At 48.7% G+C, this 18,323-nt stretch carries 16 protein-coding genes; 11 read left to right on the top strand and 5 right to left on the bottom strand.

Annotated features, from left to right (window positions below; genetic code table 11):
* Positions 1-173: 173 nt before the first annotated feature.
* The gene (locus KJS63_RS23020; RefSeq protein WP_213621253.1) at positions 174-536 is read right to left on the bottom strand and encodes a winged helix-turn-helix transcriptional regulator; all 363 of its coding nucleotides are present in this window, start codon (positions 534-536) and stop codon (positions 174-176) included.
* Between the two features lie 164 nt (positions 537-700).
* Here KJS63_RS23020 and KJS63_RS23015 point away from each other — a divergent pair, with 164 nt between their 5' ends.
* Positions 701-1,324, top strand: a complete 624-nt coding sequence (locus tag KJS63_RS23015; protein ID WP_213621252.1) for a TetR/AcrR family transcriptional regulator — start codon at positions 701-703, stop codon at positions 1,322-1,324.
* 230 nt (positions 1,325-1,554) lie between these two features.
* On the opposite strand, the gene KJS63_RS23010 is transcribed toward KJS63_RS23015, so the two are convergent.
* The 3 genes from KJS63_RS23010 to KJS63_RS23000 all read right to left on the bottom strand — a co-directional run bounded on the left by KJS63_RS23010 (position 1,555) and on the right by KJS63_RS23000 (position 4,109).
* On the bottom strand, positions 1,555-2,940 hold the full coding sequence (locus KJS63_RS23010) for an SMI1/KNR4 family protein (RefSeq protein ID WP_213621251.1): 1,386 nt from the start codon (positions 2,938-2,940) through the stop codon (positions 1,555-1,557).
* An 89-nt stretch (positions 2,941-3,029) separates the two neighbouring features.
* The gene (locus KJS63_RS23005) at positions 3,030-3,545 is read right to left on the bottom strand and encodes a hypothetical protein (protein ID WP_213621250.1); all 516 of its coding nucleotides are present in this window, start codon (positions 3,543-3,545) and stop codon (positions 3,030-3,032) included.
* Positions 3,546-3,644: 99 nt separating this feature from the next.
* Entirely contained in the window at positions 3,645-4,109 is a 465-nt protein-coding gene (locus tag KJS63_RS23000) for a hypothetical protein (RefSeq protein ID WP_213621249.1), read from the bottom strand.
* Between the two features lie 319 nt (positions 4,110-4,428).
* Here KJS63_RS23000 and KJS63_RS22995 point away from each other — a divergent pair, with 319 nt between their 5' ends.
* The 10 genes from KJS63_RS22995 (at position 4,429) to KJS63_RS22950 (ending at position 17,394) form a co-directional block, all read left to right on the top strand.
* A complete protein-coding gene (locus KJS63_RS22995) occupies positions 4,429-6,267 on the top strand; it encodes an HSP90 family protein (protein WP_213621248.1) in 1,839 nt (612 codons plus the stop codon).
* Positions 6,264-7,343 (top strand): hypothetical protein, encoded by a 1,080-nt coding sequence (locus tag KJS63_RS22990; protein WP_213621247.1) that lies wholly within the window; start codon positions 6,264-6,266, stop codon positions 7,341-7,343. Before KJS63_RS22995 ends, KJS63_RS22990 begins: the two co-directional genes overlap by 4 nt.
* Before the next feature lie 163 nt (positions 7,344-7,506).
* Positions 7,507-7,851: a hypothetical protein gene (locus KJS63_RS22985; protein ID WP_213621246.1), complete on the top strand. Its 345-nt coding sequence runs from the start codon at positions 7,507-7,509 to the stop codon at positions 7,849-7,851.
* A 432-nt stretch (positions 7,852-8,283) separates the two neighbouring features.
* Positions 8,284-10,089 (top strand): Ig-like domain-containing protein, encoded by a 1,806-nt coding sequence (locus KJS63_RS22980; protein ID WP_213621245.1) that lies wholly within the window; start codon positions 8,284-8,286, stop codon positions 10,087-10,089.
* 177 nt (positions 10,090-10,266) lie between these two features.
* Positions 10,267-10,857 carry an RNA polymerase sigma factor gene (locus KJS63_RS22975; RefSeq protein ID WP_213621244.1) on the top strand — a complete coding sequence of 197 codons (591 nt, stop codon included), beginning with the start codon at positions 10,267-10,269 and terminating at the stop codon, positions 10,855-10,857.
* Positions 10,832-12,457 carry a DUF4179 domain-containing protein gene (locus KJS63_RS22970; protein WP_213621243.1) on the top strand — a complete coding sequence of 542 codons (1,626 nt, stop codon included), beginning with the start codon at positions 10,832-10,834 and terminating at the stop codon, positions 12,455-12,457. The genes KJS63_RS22975 and KJS63_RS22970 overlap by 26 nt, the downstream gene beginning before the upstream one ends.
* Before the next feature lie 274 nt (positions 12,458-12,731).
* Positions 12,732-12,830 (top strand): sigma factor, encoded by a 99-nt coding sequence (locus KJS63_RS26485; RefSeq protein WP_213621242.1) that lies wholly within the window; start codon positions 12,732-12,734, stop codon positions 12,828-12,830.
* An 86-nt stretch (positions 12,831-12,916) separates the two neighbouring features.
* Positions 12,917-13,456 carry a sigma-70 family RNA polymerase sigma factor gene (locus tag KJS63_RS22960; RefSeq protein WP_213621241.1) on the top strand — a complete coding sequence of 180 codons (540 nt, stop codon included), beginning with the start codon at positions 12,917-12,919 and terminating at the stop codon, positions 13,454-13,456.
* 3 nt (positions 13,457-13,459) lie between these two features.
* A complete protein-coding gene (locus KJS63_RS22955) occupies positions 13,460-14,452 on the top strand; it encodes a DUF4179 domain-containing protein (RefSeq protein WP_213621240.1) in 993 nt (330 codons plus the stop codon).
* Positions 14,453-14,607: 155 nt separating this feature from the next.
* Positions 14,608-17,394, top strand: a complete 2,787-nt coding sequence (locus tag KJS63_RS22950) for a glycoside hydrolase family 3 C-terminal domain-containing protein (RefSeq protein WP_213621239.1) — start codon at positions 14,608-14,610, stop codon at positions 17,392-17,394.
* A 613-nt stretch (positions 17,395-18,007) separates the two neighbouring features.
* On the opposite strand, the gene KJS63_RS22945 is transcribed toward KJS63_RS22950, so the two are convergent.
* Positions 18,008-18,184: a hypothetical protein gene (locus KJS63_RS22945; RefSeq protein WP_213621238.1), complete on the bottom strand. Its 177-nt coding sequence runs from the start codon at positions 18,182-18,184 to the stop codon at positions 18,008-18,010.
* Between the last annotated feature and the right edge of the window lie 139 nt (positions 18,185-18,323).

Below are 18,323 nucleotides of genomic sequence, written 5' to 3'. Positions count from 1 at the left end.
GGCAGCCGTGCTGGCTTCAATCACTATCGTTTAGATCGGGGAACTCACAGGACATCTAAAGAGGACAACGAGCTGCGCAGTCAATACGAAAGGAAGCTTGTGATCACGGAATATAAGGCTAAGAGGTACCTGCCCTGGGTACCTCTAAAAGTTTTAATATTTGAAGCAGCTCCTTAGGCATGCTTTTGGTTGGTGTAAGATACTTCATCGGGATAACTATCGATATAGATGGTGCCAAATTCGCATAACATCGTGAGCATGGGAGCCAATTGTTCGCCCAGCTCGGACAAGCCATATTCTACTTTTGGGGGCGAAACTGGATAAACCTTGCGAATAATGAGTCCGTCACTTTCGAGCATTCTTAGCTGCATCGTAAGCATGCGTTGGGTCGCGTCGGGAAGCAGCCGCTGCAGCTGATTAAACCGTACCGGTCCTTTGGACAATTGATTTAATATAGATATCTTCCATTTTCCGCTGACTAAGCCTAGTACAATTTCCGAGGTACAGCGATACGTTTTGTCCCTAAAAGTTATCATCTGTCCACACATCCCTTACAGAAGATCTGAGCAAAAACCATAAGATGACCCGTGAAGTCGAGCTTAATTTTAGATCGATCATTCTATATGTTAAGCTTAACCACGTTTCCTTGTCAACAAATTGTGGATCGATTAGTATAAAATTAATGAAAGGGGATCATCTTATGGCACGAACAGGACGTCCACGCGCATTTAATCGTGACGAGGCGGTTGCTACCGCCATGCTGCTATTTTGGGAACATGGCTTTGAAACCACCTCAGTGGCTCAGCTGCGGGCGGCGATGGGGGATATATCGGCCGCGAGTTTTTACGCGGCGTTTGAATCGAAGGAAGCGCTGTTCCGTGAAGCGGTGGATCGATATATATCTACTTATGGACATGTTTCGGAAGCTTTCAGGGATACAAACCTGACAGCTAAAGCAGCAATGGAACTGGGATTGCGGCAATCAGCGCGGATGCAGACGGAGAACTCCCATCCTTCGGGTTGTCTGTTGGTTTTGTCCGCTGTAAATTGTTCGCCCGAGCAGCAGCATATCCGCGGCCTGCTGTCCAAGGAACGAGAGAGAGTCCGGGGTTGGATAAAAGAATGTATAGAACGAGCCGTAGTTAACGGGGAGCTGCCCGAATCCACGGATATCTCCATGGTAGTTATGTTATTTGAAACATTTCTTCGAGGAATTTCCACTCAAGCCCGGGACGGTGTTCCTTACGAGGCCTTTGAAGCTGCCATAACTCAACTGATGAGTGTATGGGATGCATTATCTAGTCATGGTACTGAAGGAACGTGAAAAGCAAAGTCTTAACGGACATTTGTCAGCATTTCAGATGACACTGGGCTTAACATAAAGTCGATACGTAACAGCTTTCGTGACTATATCAGTCGTCTTGAAGAAACGTTGCCGTTTAAAACGGAGCCATCCAGGCCGCGTCTGTTTTCTTTAACCTCAAAAGCCCGCGTCATACGCGGGCTTCTTTAGCGTGCTTGGCTTATTGGGTATCCTCACTGGCCTGAACGAAGTCAGGCCTTTTCCAACTGCTGGATCAACTCGGCCACGGCCTGATCCGTGAAGCGGAGCCGCCCATGATCCTGTACGATGCGTCCTTCGCTTTTACGCTGATCCAGCCAATCGGTTATCCACGCGGGTGCATAGCCGCCTTGTCCGAATTCACCGCCAAAGGCAATCATGTCCTTATACACATCTAGGTATTGCTGGCGTCCGGTATCCGGGTAGGACTTTGTATAAAGCCAGAACTGCACATCATACATTAGATAGGACAGCGGATCGGCATGGAAAGAGAAGTGGCCTTTCTCTTCAACGATCTGGGTACAGATGTGGCGGATCTTTTGCGGGAGCTGATTTACTTCCGTGACCCGGGCGCACAGTTCTTCCAGTAAGGGGGAGAACTTACCGTGCGCTACCCTGTGAAGATCCGCTTCTTTATCCTCTTCGGAGGTATCGAATTCTTCCTCGTTGACCAGGCCTCTGATAAAAGCCTCAAAGTTGTCGGCCAGGAAGGTGATCTCATAGTCGCTCTCCTGGTCCACATGGATCACTTCGGGTTCTCCGTCTGGACCGCAGGCCCGGTAGTCCAGCATGACCACATCATGGCCAGCCGATGGGCAATCGCAGATGACGACTCCAATATCGGGATAGCCCCAATCTTCAATCATAAACCGGCTGCCGGTGTCCCCGCAGAGGGAGTAGCTTTTCTCCCGGCCAATGCCCATGATGCTTGTTATTGCGATATGATCCTCGGCCCAGGAGGTCGCTTCTTCGGTTGGGAAGCAGGTGTTCTTCGGAACTCCGCCGTTCTGCTGCTTCATCAAGGCGATATAGGATGCCGGGAGTTTATAGCCTAGTTCTTCTTCTATTGAGGCGATCAGCTCATCCGTCGGTGGATCGCTAACATATTCCTTCCTGGCATAATCGCTGTCTTCCCAGAAGTCGCTCAGGGACATGCCTGAGAAAGGAACCTTGTCTTCGCCGGCGCCCTGATTCGTGAGCGCAGCTGCCCGTCTGGTCGCTATTCGCTGCTCGTGCTTCCGCTGCTTCTCTGCTTTCCGCAGACTGGACTGCAGCAGCCATTGGGTATCCGGATCGCCGGGTTCGAGCTTGTCCGAGGTGGCAAAGGCTTTCGCTGCCTCTTCATACCTGCCCAAATAATAAAGGGCATAGCCTGCCCGGTAATGCCAGAGCGGGTCCTGCTGCCCGGCTTCAGCTATTTTTGCAAATTGTTCAAGAGCTTCCTCATAGAGACCCAGATTGTTATAAGCCCTTGCCAGCCGGCTGATGGCTTCATAATTCCGTTCTTCCTCAGGAACGGCAAGAACGGTGTCAACGATCCGCTGATGTTCATCTGCTTCATGCCATTCCGTTAATTGATCGAGCCATGTTTGGTCCATTGGTAAACCTCCGAATATAGATTTGTTTGTTATGTTTACTTACAGACATCTCTTGCTGTATGTAGTTTCATGTTGTCTATAGAGAAAGACTAGCGACGTCTGCTCTCAAGCACACGTGCATGATCCAGGAGCACCCACTGATTCAGCTCGTCGTAGCCCTTCACGGTTGCAGTGAGCTTATATCCAGGATACATCCGTTCCCGGGGAGTCACTTGGTTCAGGGCAGCGGTGTCCGCCAAGCCTACAGCCTGATCTTGAAACAGACTTACCAACGTGCCATGTGGAAAAAAGGCTTCTATCGCCCCTTCCACTTCCATGCCAATGGACAGGGCCAGCTTAACTTCGTTCCATTCCTCCAAGGTGGTTTCGAGGGAACGGGCCCACAGCTCTTCAAAAAGGCTCTTAGGGATCGGCTCGTAGTAGGGATCGGTGACATCGATGGGATGTTCGGCCAACATGAAATGAAACTGCTCGTGTTTCCGGTTGGAGACGACTTGGCTCCCATCCTCTTCCATGACCATTTGTCTAAAGGCGATTCCGTCTGGATCAACCTCGAAATAATAGGTTCCCATTCCGGGCTCGAGGCAGGCGCTGAAATACAACATAGATGCTCCCTCTCTTTTTTTAGATAGAATATAGCTGCTTCTGTCTTGATTCATATGTCTGCCTTGCCGTCTACATCACGGGCTTAATCATAAATCTGTTCATGGCACCAGCATCAGCCAAGCGGCGGCGCCGCCTGCGGCAGTGAGGATAGCGCCAGCTGCAATCCCCCATATATGCCGTCTATCGAGACCCAGCTTCCCGATGATGCCGGGCAGCACCCATTTGAATGTGATTAGACTGTAAACGCCGTGCAGGAATCCCAATGTGAGGAGCTTCTTGGCTTGACCCAGCTGCACATTGGCCGGGGCTGAACGGGAGAATGCCAAGGTTCCTCCGGTGTGCGCACACCAGTAGGTGATAATCATGTACGTAATGATGGCTAGCAGTGTGAACAAGATAGGGAGGGATTGTCTGATGATATCCCAGGTTCTGCTTCTTCCGGTCTGCTTGAATTCAGGCAGCCCAATCAGGAAGAACACAATTCCCATAAGTAGAATGGCGCCTGAGGCAGCACATAATGCGGCATTCACGATGGCACCGGTCACCAAAATAATAAATAACATGTAGGTCCTCTCATACTATGGCGAGGTTTCGAGTCTATTAGACTTCCGATTATAATAGATGCCCCCGTGATTTTGATCTTAACAGGCACACCGGTTGGATAGTTGTACCAATTAATTGTAACACGTTTATTGTATATGCCGCAGATATGCTGGTGTCAACTGTTAGGAATCTGGAAAGACCGAGGTGAGGAGGACGGATGGAGCCTGGAACGGGTAGGGCTATTTCTTGTCTCTTCATCGCTAAGAGCCCGTCTCTTTCTCCTTTGGGGTATAAGTATGGTAAAATTTATATAAACATATGGGAAAAGGAGGAAGCTTAATGATGAATCCACATACACAGGAAGAATTTCGTTTTCAAGTTGATCTTAGCGGTATGATTAATATATTATCCAATCATTTATACAGCAGTCCCAAGGTGTTCCTGCGGGAGCTGCTGCAGAACGCCGTTGACGCCATTACCGCCATGCGGGAGAGGGATTCCTCTTATCAAGGGCAGGTGAGGGCGGAAGTCATTGGAACAGGAAACGGTGCAACGCTGGCCATGGAGGATAACGGGATAGGCCTTACCGAGGAGGATGTCCATGAGTTCCTGGCGATGATCGGGCAGTCGTCCAAGCGGAAAGACGGGCAGCTGCTAGGGGAGACTTCGTTTATCGGCCGGTTCGGCATCGGCTTGCTCTCCTGCTTCATGGTTAGTGACGAGATTGTGCTCCTAACCCGGTCGGCCAAGGGAGGACCTTCACTGGAGTGGCGGGGGAAGCCGGATGGTACATACAGTATACGTAAATTGGAGAACGAGCTGTCATACGGCACAAAAGTCTATCTGCGGTGCAAGCCGGGATGCGAGCTATACTTCGATCCAGCCAATCTTGAAGAATGGCTTGGTGATTATGGCGCCCTCCTTCCTTACCCGGTTGTACTCGAGTCGGAGGGAGTTAGCAGAACGATCAATATTCCGCATCCGGATTGGATGAACAACTTGTCCCTTGTCCGGGGAAGACGGGAGGAAGTTCTGAAATTTGGCGAGCAGCTGCTGGGGGAGCAGGTTCATGATTTTATTCCTTTATCTTCATCCTCCGGCCGGACCTCTGGAATTGCCTATATTCTGCCCTACTCCGTCAATCTGAGCGCCAAACGCTCACACCGCGTATATCTGAAGTATATGCTCGTCTCCGAATCGGCGGAGAACATTCTTCCGGATTGGGCCTTTTTCGTCAAATGTATCCTCTGGACGGATGAGCTTCAGCCAACCGCTTCGCGGGAGCATTTCTACGAGAATGAGAAGCTGGAGACGGTCCGGACTGAGCTTGGAGAATCACTGCGCCGTGAACTGATGAACCTGGCAGACCAGGACCCCGAACGGCTCAAGGGCATCATTCAGCTGCACGCCTTGTCGATGAAGGCGCTGGCAGTGGAGGATGAGACGTTCTTCAGGATGATTCACCGGTGGCTGCCTTTCGAGAGCAGTTATGGCCGCAGGGATCTTGGGGAACTGCTGGACGAGAATGAGGAGCTGTACTTTACGTTGACGCTGGACGAATACAGACAGATTATGCATGTCGCCGCGGCGCAGTCGCTTCCGGTGATCAACGGGGGGTATGTATATGATGCTGGGCTGCTGGAGGGCCTGCAGAGACTATATCCTGGGAGAAAGATCGATCGGCTGCTGCCGGAGGAGGTCTCCTTCTCCTTTACCGATCTTACACCAGAGGAACGCAGAGCGTATTACGAGCTGATCCGGGAGGGCGATATTGCGCTGCAGCCATTCCGCTGCCGGGTTCAGCTCCAGCGGTTCAAGCCTGCCGCACTTCCTTCTCTGTTCACCCTGTCGAAGGAATCCTCCGATTTGCGGAGCTTGATTGCTGCTGAAGAAGTAAGCACGACGGAGCTGTCGTCGATTCTGAATAGTCTGGGCGCCTCTCATCAGGAGCAGGTGTATTCCACACTGTATTTGAATTTGGACAATGAGGTCATTGCGCGGATCTTTGGCTCCAATAATCTCGAGATTCTTAGAGCAGCGATCGAAATGCTGTACGTGAATGCGCTGATGATGGGACATTATCCGCTGAACCGGAAGGAAATGCAGGTGCTGAATGAAGGCATTTTGCGGTTTATAGATCTGGGATTGTCTATGAATAATGGAGGAGATACCAAATGAGTATGGAGCTTGAATTTGAAGATTTGCTGGACGAAGCGATGGATTTGCCTGATTCTCCGGCCAAGATCGCTCTGCTGGAGCAGGCGATCCGGGTCGCCGATGCGGCGGGGGATATCGAACAGGGGTACGAGGCACGAAGCATGCTGGTGAATACCGCTTCTTTTAACGGTTTTCCTATGAAGGCCTTGGTCGCTTTCTCCTGGCAGTTAGGTCAATACGATAAACACCCTGAGCTGTTCGAGTATGATCTGCATAACCTGTTATGGTCCTACAAATGGATCCTCGATGATCTTCCTTCATTCCCGGACATTCAGCTAGGGCAGATTCATAATTTGCTTGAGGATTTCAAGCTTCGCATCAAGAAGGCCGGTCATTCCGAGAGAACGTATGATTACTATCGTTTCCGAATGGCGCTGTTGACGGGAGAGCTTGAGAAGGCCGGGGAATATATGGACAAGTGGAGGCCGGTTGACCGTGATTCGCTAAGCAATTGCCAGGCCTGTGAGCAGGATGCCCTTGTTGAATATTTTTTCATGTTGGGTGATGATGAGCGGGCGCGGGTTGAGGCGAAAAAGATCATGAGCGGCCGAATGTCCTGTGCTGAGGTGCCACATGTCACCTACCCCAAGCTGCTGATGCCGCTGTATCGTACCGGACGGCAGGATGAGGCAGCCAAGCTGGAACGCGAGAGCTTCCGGCTGATTAAAGGCAACCGCGACTTCATCAAAGCCGCAGGGTTGCAAATGATATATCTGACCCATGCAGATCCCTTCCGGGGACTTGAGGTTTATGAGTCGTTTGCCCCACTGACGCATAACCATGAAAGCCCGATGTTCCGCATGGTCTTTGATGGTGCAGCGGCTGTCTTGTTCAAGCGGCTGGCCCGCGAGCAGGTGAAGTTCAATGTGCGGCTGCCCGCTTATATTACAGAGTCCGGGGCGGCAAACGATGTGTCGCGCCTATCGGAGATTTACTCTGAACTGGCCTTCGACGCTGCCGGGAAATTTGATAAGCGCAATGGCAACCGGTTCTACACCGGTGAGGTTGAGCGGCTGCTGGCCCAGGTGGATGAGTAAACGGGAGCACATTTGCTGCATTTCCGGGCGGATGCCGTATCAACTTGAAATTAACGGTTTGGAGCAAACTTTTATCGGAAAGCACGTGTTAACTTTTTAGATAAAGCAATTTCGAGCTATTCTTCCTGTCTGATAATCTCATATGAGAAGGGAGAAGATCATCTTGGGAAATAAAAAGTGGCTATTCTTATTGCTGGGACTGGTCGTTATAGGCGCATTTATGACGATTGAGACCTTCTTTCCAGACACAAACTATAAATATATAGTTTATGCGGTTCTGCTGGTTGCAGTGTTGTATATTGCCGCTAAAATAAAAACAAGATCGGACCTAGCAAATGGAAATATGCATGCCTTTATTTTGGTGATGTTTTTATTTACGCTCGGTTACCACCTGCTTTTGATTAATTGGACACATCAAGCGTTTTTCCAGAATGACTATCTGATCTTTTTATGTTTGATTTATCTCCTGGTGTGGGTCCGGTATTCGTTCGCTAATAAGCGCAGGTAAGCTTGGGATAAAAAGAGTATCGTGTTCATGGGCTTTTCTACAGCCGTCAAGCAGTATATGCGGCCCATAGCTTGGCTTGTATTCATAAGAGATGTGACTCTGCTTAAGGACTAACTCCTTATATCTTAAAAGAGAGACCTGGATGCTGATTGCACCCAGGTCTCTCTTTTTGCCGTGAAGGCAGCATGTAACGAAGACTTTGTGGACTTAGCTCCACTTCTTCTCAATATATACGGGTTCATAGGGGTAATCCTCCGACAAAAGTTGCATACCAAAATTTGAAATTTCTTACTACTCCTGAACGACTTATTTCCAAAAGTTAAGTTCATAGTTGGATAGATATTATTCCAAAATTATCTAATAATTGGTGTATATGTATATGAATATCTTTATATTTCATATCCAACTATACGCTTGAGAGGAGTAATGTCTTTGTTACGGTCAATTCCACGCAAGGTTACGAGTCTGCTAGCGAGTGCCGTCATTGCATTCAGTGTAGGGGCAGGTCTGGGAAACCCTGCAGCAGCTGCCGGTTCAGAGGTCCAGCCGGTAATTGAATGGACCCAAGAGTTCGGGGATAATTCAATGGGGAAGTCGGTAAGCCCTACTTCGGATGGTGGGTATATTACAGCAGGTGAAATCACTGAGTTAGATGAATCAGGCTATTATCCGACATGGGTTAGCAAGGCATACATCGTTAAAACCAATGCCTTAGGTCAGGTCGAATGGGAACAAAAGGCTGTTTACGGGGACAGTGAGACCAACAGCGCCAGCAAAGCTGTTCAGACCAGAGATGGTGGTTATATTGTGATCGGGTCAACAGACATAGCCCGGATGTCCAGTGTTTTTCTAATTAAGTTAAGTCCACAAGGTAAGGTGGAATGGAAAGTGGCTTACGAAGGCGGCCAGCATCAATATGGAAATGCCGTTGTCGAAGCTTCAGATGGAGGCTTTCTGGCGACTGGCTATGCCAGTGGATGGGCCGGGGCTTCAGGAGCTGATGCCTATATCTTGAAGACCGATGCCCAAGGGCATAAGACTTGGCTTAAGACATACCATTTTGATGAAAGTCAGTCCTTGAGTGATATTATCCCTGCTGAGGATGGCGGGTATGTTGCGGTAGGGAGCGTTAATGTTGATCCTTATTTCTCCGGGCCAGGAGATTATTCGGTTGCGCTTAAGATCAACGATCAGGGAGAAAAGGTCTGGACTAAGTATTACAAAAATGGAGACCAGAGCAGAGCGACCTCGGTGATTGCTTCTGGAGATGATGGTTATATTATCGCCGAGAGGTTAAACGATGTGGCGCAGAATCAGACCCGGCTTTTCAAAACCGATTTAAAGGGTGAAGTCATCTGGGGGAAAACTTACGATTTCGCGCCTATCGAATCCTTGAATCAGGTGGTCTCTACAGGTCAGGGGTATGCCTTGATCGGAGGAACTTATGAGGGGGCCGGAAGTGCACGGCAGCTCAAACATGAGGTGCAGCTAGTAGATGGGAACGGTGAGGCAGGAAGTAAATTCATATTTGGGTCTGATCTTAACGGTGTGGGTCATGGGACTTATACCCCAGACGGGGGCTTCGTTATAACGGGAACACTTGGAGATGCGGAGAAATCCAAAACACAGCTTATCAAGATCAAAGCTAAGAAGAACAACAATTTAACCAGATTAGCTTTTGAGAGAAGTGAAGAGCAGGTTAAAGCCGGAGAGACAGCAGCTGTAAAGGTAATTGGCCAGTATGGCGATGGAAGCACCTCAGAGCTGACAAATGGTGTAGCTTACACCAGTCAGGACCCTTCTATTGCTACCGTGAATGCGGAAGGGAAAATTACAGGAGTTAAAGCCGGAGCTACGAGCATCACAGCTGCCTATGAGGGACATGAAGCCGTTCTTGCCCTGACAGTGACCGCTGCTGAGGGCCCCGTTATAGGGACAGGGGAATTTTATCTGGAATCAGACGAGTATTCCCTCTCTGCAGGTACGATGATTGATACCGCAGCCTACTTCAAAGACACGGAAGGTAAGGTTCATAATGTAACCCAAGATTGTGAATTCAAGAGTGAGAATCCAGAGATTGCGGAGTTCGATGCGGAAGGCAACATTATTGGACACCGGGCAGGTACTACCCGGATTACGGCCACCTACAATGGGAAGAGCTATACCGCAGCAGTACAGGTCGTTCGCGCATTTGTTCCAGCGCAGGATCATCCGGCCAATGAGCAGCTGGCCGACTAATGTATAACCTTTGTATACCTCTATCTAGGTTATTATAGCTTTACTAGGAAGACTACCCTCCCGGGGTAGTCTTTTTTAGTTGGGAGAAGGCCAAGCTGCAGATAAATAGTTGCCGCAAGTGAGAGATTTGCGGATTTGTTCCGTCTTAATAGTATTGAATTTCTGGGAGGCTTGGCAGTGTGGAACGAACATAATCTCACTAGACAGGATGACGAGCGAAAGTGGATCAGCCGTGTATTGGATGGACATACGGAGGAATACGCATTCCTGGTGAATTTGTATAAGAATAAAATCTATGGTCTTCTGCGCGGAATGGGTGCTGATCATCAAGATGCCCAGGATCTTGCTCAAGAGACCTTTATAAAGGCCTACCGCAACCTGGCATCACATGATAGGAGCAGAAGCTTTGCAGCTTGGCTCTACACAATTGCAGCGAACCTGCTGAGAGATTTCCGGCGGAAGACACCCTACATAGAACATCGGGTGGAAAACTATGCTCACTTATCGGCCGGAGCCAATCCGGAGGAAATTCTGCTGAAAGGTGAGAATCTGAATGAATTGCAGGAAGTCTTAAGGCAGCTGCCCGCGAATTACCGGATGGTCATACTTCTTCGATACACAAACGATTTAACCTATGAGGAGATGAGTGAAGTGCTGGGGGTGCCTATGAACAAAGTCCAGAATGACCTGTACCGGGCTAAAAAGAGATTGAAACAATTGTTAACTTCACAGGAGGCGAGAAATGATGCAGTGTTTAAGTCCAGATGAAATGGAGCTGTACATCCTTAGCGCCGAATCTTCTCAAAAAGAGGAAATATCCAGGCACATCCGCACCTGTGCACAGTGCGCCGCCCTGTATAATCAGCAGAAGGAGGAGCAAGCAGGCTATTCCAGGGAGTTGTTTGGCGAAATCTTAACGGATTCCTTTACCTCACAGGTTATGGCTTCGATTGAGCGGGTTGAAGCAGAGCCGACTTCAGTTGGGAAAGGAACCTCTTTGGGAGATAGCTTTTTCCAACGGGGCGGCGCCCGAAGCTACAGAAAGATGAGAGTTGTGGCTGCTGTTGTGCTTGTTATCCTAAGCTCAGTTATATTATGCCTGCCACCTCTGGCAGACGCTCTTCAGTCATTGTTCGGGCATATAAAATACGCCGACAAGGGATTGCTGCGGGCACAAGGAAACGGTCTTGTCCAGCATCCGAACATTAGTATTGAAGACAAGGGTTACACAATCCAGGTTAAGGAAGTAGCCGCTGACTCCTCTCGGGTATTCCTCGCCATGCAGCTGTTTGGCCCAGATGGAAGGCATAAACCTGATGATCTTGACATCTATGATTATCTTGGAAATCAGATTATCGTTAAAGATGACCAGGGCCTTATTCTCGGCAAGATGTTCCGAGATGATGAAGGGGAGATCAGAGATTTTTATTATATGCATTGCGATTTTCGAGAGCCTCTCCAAACTGACCGGATAACCATAGAAGGACAGCTTACGCAGTTGAAAAATAAACTCCAGGGAAATTGGAATTTTAAGTTTACCATTGATCTAAAAGAAACGAACAAAAAAATGAAGGTTACACCACTTTTAGCTAGTTATACCTCGCCAGACGGAATGACCATTCGTTTGAAAAAATTGACCCGGACAGTTACAGGTGTATGGTTAGATATCGATACAGAGCTAAGTGAGGAAGCTTTATCCCGGTCACCTGGTGAATTGTGGAGTCAGCAGCTCCTAAAGTTTCACTTTGTGGATCAGCGAGGGAAAGAGATTGAATCTGTGAATACCAGGAAACAACCATTTACATCGTTCTTAGTAAAGGAGCACCAGTATCCCGGAAATAAACCTGGAGTAATGCATTGGAAATACTTGTTTGAATATTTGCCGGAGGACAAACCGTTGACATTTGTGTTCGATGGTTACTCGATTGCTGAGCGTGACGGTTCCTCTATCCAATTCGAGCCATCCAAGCTGAAAGACCATCCGGTTTCTTTTCATTACGATGGGGATGAGATTTGGCTAAGAAATTTCACAATTGAACCCAGGTATCCTAAAAGCAAAGAGTTACAAGGAGTGCTGCATGTCGATGGCAAGCTATGGAATGAAGAACAATTCTGCCAGTGGCTTCTAAGAGTTCCAGGTGGTAAGAACTATACGGCAATACCCGGAGGTGTGCTTACCTTTGAGAGCTCTAACTGGAAAGACGGTTATATAATACTGGAAGGGATACAGCCACGCTATTCTTTCGGATTCTACTCAAGGGAACTGACAACTATTCCGGACAAGCTCCAATTAATTCGTCCCATTGTCGGTCGGCTTCATACCAACGTAGATTGGTCGGTTCAGATGGATTCAATCAAACTACAATGACGACCTGTGATAATAGCTTTCCGTCTGTATGGAAAAGGGCTTTTGACCATGGGATCATACCATGACTGATGTAAGAGGGTGCCCCCAAAGTCATCTCTTAGATGACGGAGGACAGCCCTCTTTTTGCTTTGGGGAGAAGGCAAGCTGCGGATAAATAGTTGCTGCAAGTGAGGGATTGGCGGAGTTTCCGTCTTACTAGTATAGAGCACTCGAAGTTTTATTTTCTCAAACTGTCACATTAAGACTAGGCTCGTACGTTCTGTACTGTTACCCTATGCTGGGGCATTATGCAGAAGCTGAGGATAGTACACAGGAAGTCTTTATTAAGGCATTCAGGCACTTAAGTAAATATAAGCTTGAAACAGCCTTTTGAATAAGTGTTTGTTGCTGATAGGTTTTAGCCTTTTTACTCGTATTACTTTATAGATACCGGGAACAAAGTAGAAAAGGAGGCATTTCTTGAATACAAATTCCGAAGATGACATTCTGCAGCAAATCAGAAACCGCGATGAGAAAGCAATCGCTTCTATTATTCAATCCTATGGAGGGTTGCTCTCAGCCATTATCAGGCGTTATGTTCACTTCAATCAGCAGGAGTACGAAGAATGCCTGGATGATGTGCTGCTGGCAGCCTGGCAGAATATCAACTCATTTGACCCTGAGAAGAATACGCTCAAGCAGTGGATTGCGGCAATTGCCAAATACCGTGCCATCGACTATCAACGCAAAATGATCAGAAACCAGCAGCAATTTACCCATACAGAAATAACGGATGATTTATATAAGGCGGAACCGGTGTCACTGTATCAAGATGTTGACGAGGTATTGGATCACTTATCCCCAGTGGAACGGGCAGTTTTCGTAAAGTACTATTTGGAAGGCGTACCCTCTCGCGAAATGGCCGAAGAGATGAAGGTTAAAGAGACCTGGATTCACAACAAGCTTTCTCGCGGACGTAAGAAGCTGAGACAGCTGTTCATTTCAAATAAGGAGGTGTAGTAGATGTCCCTTTATGAAGATTTAAACGAAGTGCGAATGGATGTATCGACATATGAGGAAGAGAGGCTAACGGACGTAGAGCAGAAAAGATGGGAGAAACGCGTGCTCCGTAAGCTCCCCAAACGTAAACCGCGGTCGATGATAAAGTGGGCCGGACTGGTAAGTGCTGTTATCTTAGCAGTAAGTCTAATTATCCCGTTAGGCAGCACGGCCCTTGCCAAAATGCCGCTGATCTCCCGGCTAATTGAAAGTATTATCAATATCGATAATCCGCCAGATTTATCGAATTATAAGACAGCCGTTGGTGAGACTGCCGAGAACAAATATGGCAAGTTGACCTTGAATGAAGTGTTGGTTGATACAGACCGTCTGTTGATCAGTGCTACATTGGAGCCTACAGGGAAGGCGAACATGAACGAGGTGCTTTACCTGACTCCAAATATTTTCGTTAATGGAGAGGAGGTTCCGCATCCCTTTTTTAACCAGGGGTTTGGAGAGAAGGGCAATGGAGTCTACACGATATCGGGAGATATCCCTCTAAACTCTTTGCCTGATTTCCCCAAGGATGACCGGCTTCAAGTTAAGGTTTCTTATGATTTCCGAGCGAAAGACATGAAAGATTTAATAGATAAGCCATGGGTGTTTGATGTCAGTGTTTCCATGGGGCAGATCAAGAGGGATACGGTTATCTATACCATGAATAAGTCCATGCCTATCAAAGGTGGAGGAGGTACAGTCATAATAAACAAAGTCGTGAGTTCACCGGTCACGACAACGCTTTATTATGATGTGAGCAAAGCGACACTCGGATCATTTTGGATCAGACTGGTATCAAAAAATGGAAAAGTCGAGGAGGATAAATTCTATGAATCGAAACTTACCGGAGAGCGCTCCTACCATCGGTATAAACCCTTGGATTTCAAGAAAGAGGCATATTGGATCGTTGCTGAGGATAAGAATGGAAAAGAAATCAGCCCGCGCATTCCCGTTGAGTAATTGAGAATTAATTAAAGTGAACCCGCTCTCGGAGCGGGTTTCTCCTTTGGATGGTCAAAATCAGACAGGTTGGACGAACCTTGTCACGAATTTACCATCTTTTTCTACACCAGGTTTGCTATAATATAGTCACACAACTGCAAGGAGGAGATTATTTGAGCTCACATCAAATTGGAGTTCCATTAGAAGGATTTGCGGATTTCAGCAGGAAGGTTGCGGCGGAAGGCGCAGTGCTGTTGAAGAATGATGGACAGGTTCTTCCGATCCGGGAGAACGAAAGCGTTTCAGTTTTTGGCAGGGTCCAGGTGAATTATTACCGCTCTGGTACAGGCTCCGGTGGTAGTGTTAATGTACCTTATACCACGAATCTGCTGGACGGGCTTCGCAGCAAACCAGGCATTCAGGTCAATGAAGAGCTGGCCGCTGTGTATGAGCAGTGGATTGAGCAGAACCCGTTCGACAACGGTGGTGGCGGCTGGGCAGCTGAGCCATGGCATCAGAAGGAAATGCCTCTGACGGATGAGCTGGTTGCGGCAGCAAGGAAGAAATCATCCAAAGCGATTGTGGTGATCGGCCGCACGGCGGGTGAGGATCAGGATAACGCGGATGAGCCGGGAAGCTACCAGCTAACGGAAGACGAGAAGGCGATGCTTCGGCAGGTGGCGGCACATTTTGATCAGACAGCCGTAGTGCTGAATGTCTCGAACATCATCGATATGAGCTGGCTGCTGGACGAATCCTATGTCCACCCGATCGCAGGTGTGATTTACGCTTGGCATGGGGGCATGGAAGGTGGCAATGCCATTGCTGATGTGCTTGCTGGCGATGTGAATCCTAGCGGTAAGCTGACGGATACGATTGCCTACTCCATCAACGATTACCCGTCAACCCGGAACTACGGGAATGAGCTGCAGAACCTGTATCAGGAAGATATTTATGTGGGGTACCGGTATTTTGAGACGTTCTGTCCGGATAAAGTCCAGTTTGAGTTTGGTTATGGTCTGTCCTATACGGAGTTTAAGATAGAGCCGGAAGAAGCCAAGCTGGTCACTAAGGATGGGAAAGCCCACCTGGAAATTGGTGTGACTGTGACCAATGTGGGGGATACTTTTGCAGGTAAAGAAGTCGTTCAGGTTTACTATGAGGCACCGCAGGGCAAGCTGGGCCAACCGGCCAGAGCTCTAATTTCTTTCGAAAAATCGAAACCGGTTGCGGTAGGAGAATCCGAGCGCCTTATCCTCAGTTTCCCTGTTGATTCCATGGCCTCTTATGATGACGGTGGGGTCACCGGACATCCATCTGCTTATGTGCTGGAAGCCGGTACCTACAACCTTTATGTAGGGAATAGTGTGAAGAATGCTGTACAAATTCGCGTGGACGGCAAGAGCGGATACGTGCTGGATGAGCTTAAGGTTGTGGAGCAGCTGCAGGAGGCGTTGGCCCCGACGGAGAGCTACACACGGATGAAGCCGGGTGCCCGTAAGCAGGATGGTTCCTATGAGCTGACTTATGAGGAAGTGCCAACGCAGAAGGTGTCTATAGCTGAGCGGATTGATAAGAACCTTCCAAAGACGCTGCAACAGACCGGGAACCAAGGATATACCTTAAGAGACGTACTGGAGCAAAAGATCAGCATGGAGACCTTTATCGCCCAACTCAGCGACGAGGATTTGGCGGCAATTGTCAGAGGGGAAGGCATGAGCAGCCCGCTTGTCACTCCGGGAACGGCGTCTGCATTCGGCGGGGTCAGTGACAGCCTTCTCAGCTACGGTATTCCGGTGGGCAGTACGGCGGATGGTCCGTCCGGTATCCGCATGGACAGCGGGGACCAGGCGACTCAGGTGGCGATTGGCACACTGCTGGCCGCAACGTGGAATGCTGAACTGGTTGAGGAGCTGTATGTGATGGAAGGCCAGGAGCTGCTCCGCAACCAGATTGATACACTGCTGGGACCGGGGATGAATATCCGCCGCAGTCCGCTGAACGGCCGTAACTTTGAGTACTTCTCGGAGGACCCGCTGGTAACTGGAGTGTTCGCCACGGCGTGCACACGCGGGATTATGCGGGGCGGATCGAATGCGACACTGAAGCATTTTGCCTGCAACAATCAGGAGAAATACCGCAGCAAGGTGGACGCGGTGGTGTCGGAACGCGCTCTGCGTGAGATCTATCTCAAAGGTTATGAGATCGCGGTGAAGCAAGGTGGGGCCAACTCCATCATGACCTCTTATAATCCAGTGAATGGGCATTGGGCTGCCTCCAACTATGATTTGAACACCACCATCCTTCGTGGGGAGTGGGGCTTCAAGGGCATTGTTATGACGGACTGGTGGGCGATCATGAACGATGTTGTTCATGGCGGACCAGCCGACCGCAAGTACACGAACTGGATGGTCCGTGCCCAGAACGATCTGTATATGGTTGTCAGCAACTATGGGGCCGAGACCAATGTCTGGGGGGACAACACAATAGAGTCCCTGGCGAATGGCACTTTAACACGTGGCGAGCTGCAGCGCAGCGCGATGAACATCTGTGAGTTCCTGATGCATGCGCCGGTGTTCTCCCGCGATCAAGTGCTGGAAGGGAACATTCCTTCCATCGCGGCGAATTCCGATCTAATGCCTGGGCAGTCCCAATCGCTGACCGAAAGCGCACAGATTAAGCTTGCCGCAGACGGGCCGGCTTACATGAAGGTGGAGCAGCCGGGGATATACCGGATTTTTGCCCATGTCATGTCCCCGGATACAGAGCTTGCCCAAAGCGCAAGTAATGTCACCCTGAACGGACAGCTGGTAACAACGGTTCAGACCAATGGAACCGAAGGCAAATGGGTTACGATGAAGCTCATTAAAGTGGAGCTGGAAGCCGGCCAGTATGAGCTGAAGCTGGTCCCTACCAAACCGGGCATCCAGATGGATTGGATAGAGTTCAAGCAGGTTTAAAGACAGCTGGATACAACTAGCATTGTGGTAACTGTTGGCTCGGGAGAGGGTATAGTGGGGAAGGGAAGACATTCCCTCAATAACGTGTTTGGAAGGTGCTAAAAGTGATTTATCTCTGGTTATCAGGCCTTAATCCGCTTATACCAACTTTTATTGTAAGCCCGTTAATTGCCATCGTAATTGGACTGTTGCTAGCCCGATTTGGCGGGAAGATTTACGCAGGCTTAGGGATAGCTTTATTACTTCCGCTTTTATTTATTGCCAGCGACCTAACCACGCTTAAAGCTAATCTGGATGCGTGGGCCCTTTATGGTATTGTCTATGCCGTCCTAACCTATGTGGTTTACAAACTTACCGTTTCCCTATCTGTACGATAAAAACTAGGCGTAAGGAGGAAGCAGCCATGCAGCTGTTAAGTTCTCCTTACGCCTGTTTATTTTTTTGGATCATGTTTTTACCTTCTCAACGCCCAGCAGCCCATAGCTAACTTATGAAGCTACCCGGATCAAGCCTTTCTTCCATCACATTCTTTAGGAATAGTATTCTCACAGCTTAAGCCCCCCAAGTCTATCCTGGGATTTCGGGCTTCTTTGGTGTTCGTGTGGTGTCTAGTTCAGGCCCGCTGCTTCAACATCGCCTGCTGGTTTACCTCTTCCTGGAGCCGCCGTTTGATGCGTTCTACCGATGGAATCCTCCCCAAGGTGATAGCAGAAAGAGCCCGTGCCCCAAGCAGCAGGATGCTTCTGAAATTCCCTGGGTCAGCCCCCCGGCTTATAATTCTGTTAAACATGCTCACCACCATCCTTCTTATTTTAGTTGTAGTTATAGTATACTTATCCGGCTGTTTTACTATAATTTAACACTTTAATTAAGTAAATAATTTGTCGATATATGTCGATATATAAATTAATACTTTGAAGGGAGTTTGA

It is taken from the genome of Paenibacillus sp. J22TS3, assembly GCF_018403205.1.
GTDB classification, from domain to species: domain Bacteria; phylum Bacillota; class Bacilli; order Paenibacillales; family Paenibacillaceae; genus Fontibacillus; species Fontibacillus tuaregi.
The sequence above is the reverse complement of the archived record's forward strand: the minus strand, read 5'-3'. Positions and strand labels throughout refer to the sequence as shown.